Genomic DNA, 12,598 nt, shown 5'->3' with positions numbered 1-12,598 from the left:
CGCATGCCGTGCCGTGCGGCCGGCTTCACGCTGGCCGAACTCGCCGTCGTGCTGGTCATCCTCGCCCTGCTCACCGGCAGCATGCTGGTGCCATTGGGCGCACGCATGGAGGCGCGCGACCGGCAGCGCACCGCCGACATGCTGCGCGACATCGAGCAGGCGCTCACCGGCTTCGCCATCGTCCACGGCCGCCTGCCCTGCCCGAGCACCGAGCCGGACCCGGCCAGCCCCCGCTACGGGCTCGAGGATGCCGCCCCCTGCAGCACGGCCGTGGAGGGCCGCCTGCCCTGGCGCACGCTGGGCATGCCCGCCCACGATGCCTGGGGCACGCCACGCTCGCACGCCGGCGACGGCTGGGCCGGCCACTGGCGCTACCGGGTGGACGCAGCCTTCGCCACCGGCACGATCGGCGCCGACACCACGCCCGTTTCCAACCTGCAGATCCGCGCCGACGACGGCAGCGCCATCACCACGCTGAGCAACTCGCAGGCGGTCGCCATCGTGCTGTCCACCGGGCCGAACCGCCAGGCCGACGGCCGCAACGCCACCTACTCGGCCGCCGCGCCGATCTACGAGGCCGGCGACCCGTCGGCCGGCTTCGACGACCTGCTGGTCTGGATCGGCCGGCCGCTGCTCGTCGCGCGCCTGGCCCAGGCCGGCCGGCTGTGAAGCCAGGCCCGCATCCACCGCAACGCTTTTCCACCCGCTAGGAGTCGCCTCATGAAGCCCCGTCAGAATGGATTCACCCTGGTCGAGATCGCGGTCGTGCTCGTCATCGTCGGGCTGTTGCTCGGCGGCGTGCTGAAGGGCCAGGAGCTGATCGACAGCGCGAAGGTGAAGAACCTCGCGCAGGATTTCCGCACCACGCCGATGCTGATCCACGCCTACCAGGACAAATTCCGCGCGCTGCCCGGCGACGACCGCCGCGCGGTGGCGCATCTGTGCCCGGCCGGTGCGGCCAATTGCACCACCGACGGCAACGGCGACGGCGTGCTGGGCGGCAACTGGGACGACGACAGCGGCAGCGAGGCGGCTCTCTTCTGGCAGCAGGTGCGCCTGGCCAATCTCGCCAGCGGCCCGGTCGACACCGGCGATGCCGCCTACATCCCGCGCAACGCCGAAGGCGGGCGCATCGGCATCCAGCGCGGCGGCAACGGCGCGCCGCTCGGCCTGACCGGCAGCCACGTGATGTGCTCGGCCAGCATCAACGGCAAGCTGGTGCGGCAACTGGATCAGGCGCTCGACGACGGCAACCCGGCAAGCGGAGCCTTGCGTGCGGGCACCACCGGCGACGGCGGAACACTCACGGTGATCTCCAGCGCCAACCCGCTGGCCGACGGCAACAGCCACACCGTGTGCCTGAGCCTGTAGGTCCATCCCCTTCAGCCGCCCTGCAGCAACCGCTGCTCGGCGGCTTCCAGCCCCACCGGCAGGCCGAGCAGCACCAGCACGTCGCCCTCCTCGACGGCACTGTCCGGCCCCGGTGCCGGCATGCGCACGCCGTGGCGCAGGACGGCGGTGACGGCAACGCTGAGCTCGCCGAACTGCAGCTCTCCGATCACCTTGCCGATGGCGCGCGCGCCGGGCGGGACCGTCACCGAATGCAGCCGCTGCTGCGCCGAATCCGGACCGTCGGCGGCATCGGTGGCGCCGTGGAAGAAGCCGCGCATCAGCGCATAGCGCTGGTTGCGGATGTCGCGGATGCGGCGGACGACGCGGTTGAGCGGCACCCCCACCAGGGCCAGCGCATGCGAAGCGAGCATGATGCTGCTCTCGAACGCCTCCGGCACCACCTCCGCGGCGCCGGCGTCGAGCAGTCTCTCCATGTCGCGCTCGTCGCCCGCACGCGCGACGATGGGCACGCCGGGCCGCAGCGCGCGCGCGTGGTGGATCACCCGCAGCGCCGCCTCCACCTCGCCGAACGACACCACCAGCGCGCTGGCGCGCAGGATGCCCGCCGCAACCAGCGTCTCGCGCCGCGCGGCGTCGCCGAACACCACCGTGTCGCCGGCGGCACCCGCCTCGCGCACGCGCTCCGGATCGAGATCCAGCGCGACGTAGCTGACGTTTTCCTGCTCGAGGAAACGCGCCATGTACTGGCCGCTGCGGCCATAGCCGCAGATGATGATGTGCTTCTCGGTACCGAGCGACTTGGCCGCCACGCGCGTCAGTTCCATCGACCGCAGCAGCCACTCCGAGGCCACGAAGCGCATCACCAGCTTGTCGCTGATCTGCACGATCAGGGGCGCCAGCAGCATCGACAGCACCAGCGCCGCCACCGCCACCTGGGCTAGGCCGTGCGGCATCAGCTTCAGGCCCAGCACCTCGGACAGCAGCACGAAGCCGAACTCGCCGCCGGCGCACAGCCACAGGCCGGAGCGCATCGCGGTGCCCGGCGGCGATCCGAAGGCGCGCGAGGCCAGCATCACGATGACGAACTTGAGCACCAGAAGGGCGATCACCAGGCCGATCACCGCCGGCAGGTTGTGCAGGATCTCGGCGGCGTCGAGCAGCATTCCGACGGTGACGAAGAACAGCCCCAGCAGCACGTCGCGGAAGGGCTTGATGTCCTCCTCGACCTGGTAGCGATACTCGGTCTCCGAGATCAGCATGCCGGCGAGGAAGGCGCCCAGCGCCAGCGACAGGCCGAAGAACTCCGACATCCATGCCAGCCCGAGCGTCATCAGCAGCACGTTGAGCATGAACAGCTCGCTCGACTTGCGCTTGGCGACCAGCGTGAACCACCAGCGCATCCAGCGCGGGCCGAAACCGAGCACCAGCGACAGCAGCACCACCGCCTTCAGCGACGCCACGCCCAGTGTGAACAGCAGGTCCTCCGCCGGTTGGGACAATGCCGGCAGCAGGATCAGCAGCGGCACCACCGCCAGATCCTGGAACAGCAGCACGCCGATGATCTCGCGCCCATGCTTGCTGTCGAGTTCCATGCGGTCGGCGAGCAGCTTGGACAGGATCGCGGTGGACGACATCGCCAGCGTGCCGCCCAGCGCGAAGCTGGGCACCAGCCCCAGTCCGAACAGGCGCCCCAGCGGCATCGCCACCAGAATGGAGCCCAGCACCTGCGCCGAGCCGAGGCCGAACACGATGCGCTTCATCGCGACCAGGCGTGCGAGCGAGAACTCCAGGCCGATGGAGAACATCAGGAACACGACCCCGAATTCGGCCAGGTGGCTTGCGCCCTGCGAGGTCTGCATCAGGTTCAGCGCATGCGGGCCGCCGATCGCGCCGACGAGCAGATAACCCAGCACCGCCGGCAGGTTCAGGCTGCGGAACAGGGTCACGAGGACCACTGCAGCCGCCAGCAGGAGGAGCACGAATTCGAGCGTATTGAGCATCGGACGGGTCGGTGGGGCATATCCCGGGCTCCCCGGCCGGGGCCCCGACTGATATACAATCGCAGCCTCACGGCGGCGCCAGACAGAGGTCGGCGCCGATATGTCTGCGTCTTCGCCAGTGTAACCGCTTCGACCCGATGGCCCCAATCCAACCCGCCCAGGACAGCCGCGCGATCGAACTCGCGCGCCGCGTGCTCCACATCGAGGCTGCCGCGGTGTCGGCGCTGGCCGATCGCGTGGGCAGTGAATTCGCCCAGGCCGTCGACCTGATCCGCAAGCGCAACGGCCGCGTCATCGTCACCGGCATCGGCAAGTCCGGCCACATCGCACGCAAGCTCGCGGCAACGCTGGCCAGCACCGGCACACCGGCCTACTTCGTGCATGCCGCCGAGGCGGCGCATGGCGACCTCGGCATGATCACGCCGGAAGACGTGGTGATCGCGCTGTCGAACTCGGGGTCGAGCGAGGAAGTGCTCACCATCGTGCCGCTGGTCAAGCGCCAGGGCGCGCGCCTGATCTCGATGACGGGCAATCCGGACTCGCAACTCGCGCGCGAGGCCGACGTGCACCTGGATGCCGCCGTCAGCGAGGAAGCCTGTCCGCTCAACCTCGCGCCGACCGCCAGCACCACCGCCGCACTGGCGCTGGGGGACGCGCTGGCCGTCGCGCTGCTCGATGCGCGCGGATTCGGCACGGAGGATTTCGCCCGCTCGCATCCCGGCGGCGCCCTCGGCCGCCGGCTGCTGACCCATGTCGGCGACGTCATGCGCGACAAGGCGAGCGTCCCCGCCATCGCCCCCGACGCGCCGCTCACCCAGGCGCTGCTGGCGATGACCACCGGCGGCATGGGCATGACCGCGATCGTCGACGCCGCCGGGCACCCCGTCGGCATTTTCACTGACGGCGACCTGCGCCGCGCGCTGGAGAAGGGCTGCGACGTGCGCAGCACCAGGCTGTCCGCGGTGATGACCGCCTCTCCCCGCACCATCGGTCCCGACGCACTGGCGATCGACGCGGTGGAGATGATGGAGCGGCTGCGCATCAGCCAGTTGCTGGTGGTCGACACGGCCGGCGTGCTGGTCGGCGCGCTGACCACCCACGACCTCATGCTGGCCAAGGTGATCTGATGCGGGCCCGGCCCCGCACCGGCGCCCGGCGCCGGCCTGCCCGCCCCTGAACGGAGCCGCCCGCGTGCAGACCGCCTACCGGCTCTATCCGCTCGTCGCGCTGACCGTGATCGCCGGCGCCTCGCTGTGGCTCGACCGCATCACCCGCGTCGAGGAAGCGCCCGGCCAGATCGAACCTCAGACAGGTCCCGATTTCGCCGCGAGCAACACGCGCATCGTCGGCTACGCGCACGACGGCAGCCAGCGCTACGAACTGCTCGCCGAACGCCTCGAGCACTTCCCGGCGGACGACACCACCCGCCTCACCCAGCCGCGCCTGACCGTCTTCCGGCCCGGCACCGAATTCCACGTGACCGCCGCAAACGGCAAGGTCTCGCCCGGCGGCGAGCAGATCGACCTGTCGGGCGACGTGCGTGCCCGCCGCAGCCGCTCGGCGGACGCCCCCGAACTCGTGCTGGCGTCCGAGACCCTGACCGTGTGGCCCGACCCGCAGAGCGCCCGCACCGACCAGCCGGTCCGGCTCACCCAGGGCCAGACCATCGCCGACGCGCTCGGCCTCGAGGCCGACAACCTCTTTGGCACACTGAACCTGACGGGCCAGGTCAAGGTACACATGCCCCGTCGCCAGGATCGATCCTCATGAAATCCTCCCTCGCCTCGCGCCTCGCCGCCTCGAGCCTCGCACTGCTGGCGTTCGCCGCCGCCCCCGCCGTCGCCGAACGCGCCGACCGCAGCAAGCCGGTCGACATCGAAGCCGACCGCATGTCGGTCGACGACCGCAACAAGGTCCACGTATTCGAGGGTTCGGTGGTGCTGACCCAGGGCACGCTGATCATCAAGGGCGACAAGCTGGTCGTCACCCAGGGGGCGGACGGTTTCCAGAAGGGCGTCGCCACCACCTCGGGCAATCGGCTCGCCACCTTCAGGCAAAAGCGCGAGGCCAGCAACGAATACGTCGATGGCGAAGCCGAGCGCATCGAGTACGACAGCCGCACCGAGCAGGCGAAGCTGTTCCGGCGCGCGCGCGTCACCAGCGGCGGCGACGAGGTGCGGGGAAACTACATCGAATACGACGCGGCGAGCGAGAACTACCTCGCCACCAATGCGCCGGGTTCGGCGCCCGCGCCGGGCAGCGACGGACGCGTGCGCGCCGTCATCCAGCCCAAGGGCGACAACAAGCCCGAAGGCAGCCGATAGGCCCCGGGTTCCCGGGCATCCACCACGAAGAACGAGGAGCACGCATGACCTACGAACTCATCATCGCCGAAACCCGCGGCCGGGTCGGCCTCATCACGCTGAACCGGCCGAAGGCGCTCAACGCGCTCAACGACCAGGTCGTCAATGAGATCGGCACCGCGCTGGACGGCTTCGAGGCCGACGACGGCATCGGCGCGATCGTCATCACCGGCTCGGAGAAGGCTTTCGCCGCAGGCGCCGACATCGGCGCGATGGCCTCGTTCTCGTACATGGACGCCTACAAGAACGAGTACATCACGCGCAACTGGGAACGCGTGAAGACCTGCCGCAAGCCCGTCATCGCCGCGGTCGCCGGTTTCGCGCTGGGCGGCGGCAACGAACTGGCCATGATGTGCGACATCATCATCGCCGCCGACACGGCCAGGTTCGGCCAGCCCGAAGTCAAGCTCGGCACCCTGCCCGGCGCCGGCGGCACGCAGCGCCTGCCGCGCGCCGTCGGCAAGGCCAAGGCGATGGAACTGTGCCTCACCGGCCGCATGATGGACGCCGCCGAGGCCGAACGCGCCGGCCTGGTCGCGCGCGTGGTGCCGGCCGACACGCTGCTCGAGGAAGCGCTGGCCACCGCCGGGACGATCGCCGGCTACTCCCTGCCCATCGTCATGATGATCAAGGAATCGATCAACCGCGCCTTCGAGGGCGGCCTCAACGAAGGCTTGCTGTTCGAACGCCGCGTGTTCCACGCCTCGTTCGCGACCAACGACCAGAAGGAAGGCATGGCCGCCTTCGTCGAGAAGCGCAAGCCCGACTTCCGCCACGACTGAAACCTGCGCCCGCGGCGGCCGTCGTCGGGCCGCCGCTGCGCCTCGTCTCATCCCTCGCCGCACCCGTCAAGCGGCCGCAACATGAGCATGCGAGACTGCCTCTTGCAAGCATACCTTCGGCCGCGAGCGATTGACGCCGACAATCGGATTTGGCTTGTGCAATGCACAAAACCCGTATTGACACAGCGGACCCCACCCCTATAATTCAGTCCATGCTGCATTGCAACATCGCAGTTACGCTGTGATTCATCGCCTTGCCAAACCCATTTCAGCAAGTCATCAACGAGGAGATCCAGATGAGCAACTTCGCGACCCCCGAGCAATTCGCCGCCGCCAACAAGGCCAACATCGAAACCCTGCTGACCCTGGCCAACTCGGCCTTCGCCAGCGCCGAGCGCCTGGCCGCCCTGAACCTGAACACCGCCCGTTCGATCCTGGAAGACGGCGTGGCCAACACCAAGGCCCTGCTGGCCGCCAAGGACGTGCAGGAGCTGCTGAGCCTGCAAGCCTCGCTGGCCCAGCCGGTCGTCGAGAAGGCCGTCGCCTACGCCCGCAGCGTGTATGAGATCACCTCGCAGAGCCAGGAAGAGCTGTCGAAGCTGTTCGAAGCCCAGGTCGCCGAGCTGAACAAGGGTGTCGCCACCGCGCTGGACAAGGCTGCCAAGTCCGCCCCGGCCGGTTCCGACGTTGCCGTCGCCGCCGTCAAGTCGGCCATCGCCGCCGCCAACAGCGCCTACGACAGCATGAGCAAGGCCGCCAAGCAGGTCGCCGAGATCGCCGAAGCCAACGTGGCCGCCGCGACCAACGCCACCGTCAAGGCCGTCAGCACCGCTGCCAAGGCGCCGAAGAAGGCTGCGTAATCGGTTCCTCACGATTGCTGCGCAAAGCCCGCTCGATGAGCGGGCTTTTTTTCGTCCGCCGATCCCGTGCGCCCCGACGGCGGCATGGGGAAGGCGAAGCCCCGTTCAGTCCTCGCCGGGTTCGGCTTCTTCCTCCGCCGCCGCGCCGCCGGGCCCGTTCGTGTAATGGTGCGGGAACAGGCGGCGCATCTCGCCTTCGATCCAGGCTTCGGAACGGCGGTTGATCTCCTCCACCTTCAGCCCCTTCACCTGGATCACCGGGCCGATGCTGACGACGATCTCGCCCGGCCGCTTCAGGAACGCATTGCGGCGCCAGAATTCGCCCGCATTGTGCGCCACCGGCACCACCGGCACGCCGGCACGCTTGGCGAGGAAGGCGCCGCCCGGCTTGTAGCGCCGGGTCGTACCCGGCGCCACGCGCGTCCCTTCCGGGAACACCACCACCCACAGGCCCTCCTTCAGGCGCGCGCGCCCCTGCTCGACGACCTGCGCCAGCGCATCCTTGCCCGCGCTGCGGTCGATGGCGATCCCCGGGATCTGCGCCAGTGCCCAGCCGAAGAAGGGCACCCGCAACAGTTCGCGCTTGAGCACGTAGCACAGCGGCGGAAAGATCTGCTGCAGCGCGATCGTCTCCCACGCCGACTGGTGCTTGGACAGCACGACCGCCGGGCCGGCCGGAATGTTGCCGGCGCCGATCACGCGGTAGCGGATGCCCAGCACATGGCGGATCACCCACATCATGACCGGCACCCAGGAGGTGATGATGCGGTGGCGCATCATCGGCGGCAGCCAGAAGATCAGCACCGCCACTGCCGCGTAGGGCACGGTGATGCAGGCGAGGACCACGGCGAACAGGACGGAACGGATCAGGTGCACGGGCAGCACGTTGCGGAGAAGGATCGGGAAGGAGAGCCGGGCGCGCCGGCTCAGGCGGTGAGATCGGCCACCACCGCGGCGAGGTCGTCGTAGACGAGCGTGCCCTCGGGCAATTCCGGATCGTCGCGCGTCTTCGCGCCCTTGCCCGTCAGCACCAGGTAGGGTGTGCAGCCCGTCGCCATGCCGGCCTGCAGGTCGCGCAGGCTGTCGCCCACGCACGGCACGCCGGCCAGGTCGACGTTGAATCGCTCGGCGATCTGGCGCATCAGGCCCGGCTTGGGTTTGCGGCAATCGCAGGTCGAATCGGCCGCATGCGGGCAGAAGAAGATCGCATCGAGCCGGCCGCCGACCTGGGCCAGGCTCTTCACCATCTTCTCGTTGATCGCGTTCAGCATGTCCATGCCGAACAGGCCGCGGCCGACGCCGGACTGGTTGGACGCCACCACCACGCGCCAGCCCCACTGGTTGAGGCGCGCGATGGCCTCGAGCGAACCGGGGATCGGCTTCCATTCGTCCGGCGACTTGATGAACTGCTCGGAATCGACGTTGATCACACCGTCGCGGTCGAGAATGATGAGCTTCTTCGTCGGCATGATCGTTCCCCGCTGCGGTCGCCGGCGCGGCTCACGCCGACAGGCGCGAGATGTCGGCCACCTGGTTCATCAGGCCGGAGAGCTGCGCCAGCAGCGCGAGGCGGTTGTTCCGCGTCAGCGGCTCCTCGGCCATCACCATGACGTCCTCGAAGAACTGGTCCACCGCCGCGCGCAGGCCGGCCAGCACCCGCAGCGCATCGGTGTAGTCCTCGTTGGCGACATGCGAGCGCACCAGCGGCGCGATTTCGATCACCTGGCGGAACAGCGCCTTCTCCGCAGCCTCCTGCAGCAGCGCCACGTCGGGCTCGCCCGGCGTGCCCTCGGCCTTTTTCAGGATGTTGACGATGCGCTTGTTGGCGGCGGCCAGCGCCTCGGCCTCGGGCAGCGCGCGGAAGGCTTCGACTGCGGCGAGCTTGGCCGGCACCAGGTCGATGCGGGCGGGCTTGAGCGCCAGCACCGCGTCGATCACCGCAACGTCGCGGCCGGTTTCGCGCAGCAGGTTCTTCAGGCGTTCGAACATGAAATCCTGCAACTGCGCGGCGAAGCCCTCGGCGCTCAGGAGGCCGGGCTTGAAGCCGGCCGCGGCCAGTTCGATCAGCCGCGGCAGTTCGAGCGGCAGCGGCGTTTCCATCAGGATGCGCAGCGCGCCCAGCGCCGCGCGGCGCAGCGCGAACGGATCCTTGTCGCCGGTGGGCACCATGCCGATGCCGAAGAAGCCGACCAGCGCGTCGAGCTTGTCGGCCAGCGCCACCGCGGCGGCGACGTTGCCGGCCGGCAGCGCGTCGCCGGCGAAGCGCGGCTGGTAGTGGGCCTGGATCGCATCGGCCACGACCTGCCCTTCGCCATCGGCGAGCGCGTAGTAGCGGCCCATGATGCCCTGCAGTTCGGGGAATTCACCGACCATGTCGGTCACCAGGTCGGCCTTCGCCAGCCGTGCGGCGCGCTTCGCGGCGGCGGCGTCGCCGTGCAGTTGCGCGGCGATCGCGCCGGCCAGCGCTTCGAGGCGCTCGACGCGCTCGAGCTGGCTGCCAAGCCTGTTGTGATAGACCACCGGCGCCAGGCGCGGCAGGCGCGCCTCCAGCTTCTGCTTCTTGTCCTGCTCGAAGAAGAAGCGCGCGTCCGACAGGCGCGGACGCACCACGCGGGCATTGCCGGCGACGATGTTCGACGGGTCGGCGAGCCGCATGTTCGACACGATCAGGAAGCGGTTCAGCAGCTTGCCGGTGGCGTCGAACAGCGGGAAATACTTCTGGTTGGCGCGCATCGTCAGGATCAGGCATTCCTGCGGCACGGCGAGGAACTCGGCCTCGAACTCGCCGGCGTACACCGTCGGATGCTCGACCAGCGCGGCCACCTCGTCCAGCAGGTCGGCATAGTCGTCCTTGCTGGCGCCCAGGATGGCGCCCTGGCGCGCGGCCTCGGCCAGCAACTGGCGCTCGATGTCGGCGCGGCGCTCGGCGAAGGAGGCGATCACCTTGCCTTCGGCGCGCAGCGTTTCCTCGTATGCGTCCGCCGTCGCCACGTCGATGTCGCCGCGGCTCATGAAGCGGTGGCCGCGCGTCGTGCGGCCGGATTCCAGGTCCAGCACGCGGCCCGGCACCACCTCGGCGCCGTGCAGCATGGTGAGCTTGTGCACCGGGCGCACGAAGGTGGCGTCGCCGTCGCCCCAGCGCATCACCTTGGGGATGGGCAGCGCCTTCACCGCGTCGAGCACGACGTCCGACAGCACCTCGGCGAGCTTCGCGCCGGGCACCACCGCGGTATGGAACAGCGCCTCGGCCTTGCCGTCCATGCGGCGCTCGAAGGCGGAAACGGCGTCGGCGGGAATGCCCTTGGCCTCCATCTTCTTCAGCAGCGCCGGGGTCGGCCTGCCGTCGGCATCGAGCGCGACGGCGACCGGCATCAGCTTCTCGGTGGCTTCCTTCGCCGCCCCTCGGCCGCCACGTGCGCCACCGTCACCGCCAGGCGGCGCGGGCTGGCGAAGCTGCGCACGGCGGCGTCGGCCGCGGCCAGGCCCTTTGCCTTCAGGCCGTCGGCAATCTTCCCGGCGAAGGTCTCGCCCAGCCGTGGCAGCGCCTTCGGCGGCAGTTCTTCGGTCAGCAGCTCGACGAGCAGGGTCGCACCGGTCGCGGTCATCACGCGGCCTCCTTCTTGTTGTGCAGCATCGGGAAGCCGAGTGCTTCGCGGGATTCGAAATACGCCTGCGCCACCGCGCGCGACAGGTTGCGGATGCGGCCGATGTAGGCGGCGCGCTCGGTCACCGAGATCGCGCCGCGGGCATCGAGCATGTTGAAGCTGTGCGCGGCCTTCAGCACCATTTCGTAGGCCGGCAGCGCCAGGCCCGCTTCCATCAGACGCTTCGCTTCCGATTCGTAGTTGCCGAACAGCGAGAACAGGAAATCGACGTTGGAATGCTCGAAGTTGTACGTCGACTGTTCCACCTCGTTCTGATGGAAGACGTCGCCGTAGGTCACCTTCGAGCCGTCCGGGTACACCGCCCAGATGAGGTCATAGACGTTCTCCACGCCCTGCAGGTACATCGCCAGGCGCTCCAGGCCGTAGGTGATCTCGCCCAGCACCGGCTTGCAGTCCAGGCCGCCGACCTGCTGGAAGTAGGTGAACTGCGTCACCTCCATGCCGTCCAGCCACACTTCCCAGCCCAGGCCCCAGGCGCCGAGCGTGGGGTTTTCCCAGTCGTCCTCGACGAAGCGGATGTCGTGCGCGTTGGAGTCGATGCCCAGCGCGCGCAGCGAATCGAGGTAAAGCTCCTGGATGTTCAGCGGCGAGGGCTTCAGCACCACCTGGTACTGGTAGTAGTGCTGCAGCCGGTTCGGGTTCTCGCCGTAGCGGCCGTCCTTGGGCCGGCGCGAAGGCTGCACGTAGGCGGCGTTCCAGGGTTCCGGGCCGATCGCGCGCAGGAAGGTGGCGGTATGGCTGGTGCCGGCGCCGACTTCGAGGTCGTAGGGTTGCAGCAGCACGCAGCCGCGCTCGCCCCAGAACTGCTGGAGCGTCAGGATGACTTGCTGGAAGGTGGGCTTCGGGTGGGCTGAGGAATGGGCCATGGTGTCGGGCGGCATCGGCCGCGCTGCGAACGCAAAGAGCTGGATTTTACTGTCAATTCCCGCTCCGCGTACGCCCGGTGGCCGGGCGCCGCTACAGCAGGCCCATCTCCAGCCGCGCGCCCTCGCTCATCATCTCCCGGCTCCACGGCGGGTCCCACACCAGTTCCACGTTGACTTCCGCGACGCCCGGGATGTCCTCGAGCTTCTGCTTCGCCTCCTCGGCGATCATCATCCCCATGCCGCAGCCGGGCGCGGTCAGCGTCATGCGCACGTCGATGCGAAAGCGCCCGTCCGCCAGCGGCGTCAGCTCGCAGGCGTACACGAGGCCGAGATTGACGATGTCGATCGGGATCTCGGGGTCGTAGCAGGTGGCGAGCTGGTTCCACGCCGCGGCCTCGACGGCCTCCTTGCCGTAGCTGCCGTCGGCGGCCTGCGTGACGATGTCCTGCGCCGCATCGGCTTCCAGCCCGAGCGCGTCGGCCTCGCTGCCGGGGATGCGGTACAGGCTGCCGTTGATCATCACCGTGAAGGTGCCGCCCAGGCGCTGCGTGACCTGGGCGTAATCGCCCGCCTCCAGCGTCACCGGCGTGCCCCAGGGCACCAGCACCGCCGGGCAGTCGCGGGTGAGCCGCACCTCGAGCACGTCGCCATGGGGTTTGTTCATCGTCGCTTCCTCGCTGCGCGCGTTCATGCCGTTTTCATCCCGGGT

12 protein-coding genes and 1 pseudogene are annotated in these 12,598 nt (G+C 69.2%); 7 read left to right on the top strand and 6 right to left on the bottom strand.

The window, feature by feature from the left end; genetic code table 11:
* Positions 1-3 precede the first annotated feature (3 nt).
* Entirely contained in the window at positions 4-669 is a 666-nt protein-coding gene (locus CCZ27_RS00725; RefSeq protein ID WP_096444912.1) for a type II secretion system protein, read from the top strand.
* Positions 670-720: 51 nt separating this feature from the next.
* Positions 721-1,371 carry a prepilin-type N-terminal cleavage/methylation domain-containing protein gene (locus CCZ27_RS00720; RefSeq protein WP_096444911.1) on the top strand — a complete coding sequence of 217 codons (651 nt, stop codon included), beginning with the start codon at positions 721-723 and terminating at the stop codon, positions 1,369-1,371.
* An 11-nt stretch (positions 1,372-1,382) separates the two neighbouring features.
* On the opposite strand, the gene CCZ27_RS00715 is transcribed toward CCZ27_RS00720, so the two are convergent.
* Entirely contained in the window at positions 1,383-3,353 is a 1,971-nt protein-coding gene (locus CCZ27_RS00715; protein WP_096444910.1) for a monovalent cation:proton antiporter family protein, read from the bottom strand.
* 137 nt (positions 3,354-3,490) lie between these two features.
* Between CCZ27_RS00715 and CCZ27_RS00710 the strand changes: the two genes are divergently transcribed.
* From CCZ27_RS00710 to CCZ27_RS00690, 5 genes are all read left to right on the top strand, one after another.
* Positions 3,491-4,480 carry a KpsF/GutQ family sugar-phosphate isomerase gene (locus CCZ27_RS00710; protein ID WP_096444909.1) on the top strand — a complete coding sequence of 330 codons (990 nt, stop codon included), beginning with the start codon at positions 3,491-3,493 and terminating at the stop codon, positions 4,478-4,480.
* A 64-nt stretch (positions 4,481-4,544) separates the two neighbouring features.
* A complete protein-coding gene (lptC, locus tag CCZ27_RS00705; protein WP_096444908.1) occupies positions 4,545-5,123 on the top strand; it encodes an LPS export ABC transporter periplasmic protein LptC in 579 nt (192 codons plus the stop codon).
* The gene (gene lptA / locus CCZ27_RS00700; RefSeq protein WP_096444907.1) at positions 5,120-5,677 is read left to right on the top strand and encodes a lipopolysaccharide transport periplasmic protein LptA; all 558 of its coding nucleotides are present in this window, start codon (positions 5,120-5,122) and stop codon (positions 5,675-5,677) included. Before lptC ends, lptA begins: the two co-directional genes overlap by 4 nt.
* Positions 5,678-5,721: 44 nt before the next feature.
* The gene (locus tag CCZ27_RS00695) at positions 5,722-6,498 is read left to right on the top strand and encodes an enoyl-CoA hydratase (protein WP_096444906.1); all 777 of its coding nucleotides are present in this window, start codon (positions 5,722-5,724) and stop codon (positions 6,496-6,498) included.
* Positions 6,499-6,794: 296 nt separating this feature from the next.
* Positions 6,795-7,358, top strand: coding sequence for a phasin family protein (locus CCZ27_RS00690; RefSeq protein WP_096444905.1), 564 nt, complete (start codon positions 6,795-6,797; stop codon positions 7,356-7,358).
* Positions 7,359-7,463: 105 nt separating this feature from the next.
* Here the strand turns inward: CCZ27_RS00690 and CCZ27_RS00685 are convergent, their stop codons facing one another.
* The 5 genes and pseudogenes from CCZ27_RS00685 to sufT form a co-directional block, all read right to left on the bottom strand.
* Entirely contained in the window at positions 7,464-8,234 is a 771-nt protein-coding gene (locus CCZ27_RS00685) for a lysophospholipid acyltransferase family protein (RefSeq protein WP_096452015.1), read from the bottom strand.
* Between the two features lie 50 nt (positions 8,235-8,284).
* Positions 8,285-8,827, bottom strand: coding sequence for a D-glycero-beta-D-manno-heptose 1,7-bisphosphate 7-phosphatase (gmhB, locus tag CCZ27_RS00680; protein WP_096444904.1), 543 nt, complete (start codon positions 8,825-8,827; stop codon positions 8,285-8,287).
* A 31-nt stretch (positions 8,828-8,858) separates the two neighbouring features.
* Positions 8,859-10,963, bottom strand: a pseudogene (gene glyS / locus CCZ27_RS00675) (glycine--tRNA ligase subunit beta).
* Positions 10,963-11,904, bottom strand: coding sequence for a glycine--tRNA ligase subunit alpha (gene glyQ / locus CCZ27_RS00670; protein ID WP_232516511.1), 942 nt, complete (start codon positions 11,902-11,904; stop codon positions 10,963-10,965). Before glyQ ends, glyS begins: the two are co-directional and overlap by 1 nt.
* Before the next feature lie 76 nt (positions 11,905-11,980).
* Positions 11,981-12,580, bottom strand: coding sequence for a putative Fe-S cluster assembly protein SufT (sufT, locus tag CCZ27_RS00665; RefSeq protein WP_232516510.1), 600 nt, complete (start codon positions 12,578-12,580; stop codon positions 11,981-11,983).
* Positions 12,581-12,598 lie beyond the last annotated feature (18 nt).

Origin of the sequence: Thauera sp. K11 (genome assembly GCF_002354895.1) — a bacterium.
Classification (GTDB): domain Bacteria; phylum Pseudomonadota; class Gammaproteobacteria; order Burkholderiales; family Rhodocyclaceae; genus Thauera; species Thauera sinica.
Note: the sequence above shows the minus strand (reverse complement) of the source record. Positions and strands in the feature narration are given on the sequence as shown.

Bases quoted from the DNA above. Each gene is read 5' to 3' on its own strand.
- CCZ27_RS00725 (WP_096444912.1), top strand. From the start codon at position 4: ATGCCGTGCCGTGCGGCCGGCTTCACGCTGGCCGAACTCGCCGTCGTG.
- CCZ27_RS00720 (WP_096444911.1), top strand. From the start codon at position 721: ATGAAGCCCCGTCAGAATGGATTCACCCTGGTCGAGATCGCGGTCGTG.
- CCZ27_RS00715 (WP_096444910.1), bottom strand. From the start codon at position 3,353: ATGCTCAATACGCTCGAATTCGTGCTCCTCCTGCTGGCGGCTGCAGTG.
- CCZ27_RS00710 (WP_096444909.1), top strand. From the start codon at position 3,491: ATGGCCCCAATCCAACCCGCCCAGGACAGCCGCGCGATCGAACTCGCG.
- lptA (WP_096444907.1), top strand. From the start codon at position 5,120: ATGAAATCCTCCCTCGCCTCGCGCCTCGCCGCCTCGAGCCTCGCACTG.
- CCZ27_RS00695 (WP_096444906.1), top strand. From the start codon at position 5,722: ATGACCTACGAACTCATCATCGCCGAAACCCGCGGCCGGGTCGGCCTC.
- CCZ27_RS00690 (WP_096444905.1), top strand. From the start codon at position 6,795: ATGAGCAACTTCGCGACCCCCGAGCAATTCGCCGCCGCCAACAAGGCC.
- gmhB (WP_096444904.1), bottom strand. From the start codon at position 8,827: ATGCCGACGAAGAAGCTCATCATTCTCGACCGCGACGGTGTGATCAAC.
- glyQ (WP_232516511.1), bottom strand. From the start codon at position 11,904: ATGCCGCCCGACACCATGGCCCATTCCTCAGCCCACCCGAAGCCCACC.
- sufT (WP_232516510.1), bottom strand. From the start codon at position 12,580: ATGAACGCGCGCAGCGAGGAAGCGACGATGAACAAACCCCATGGCGAC.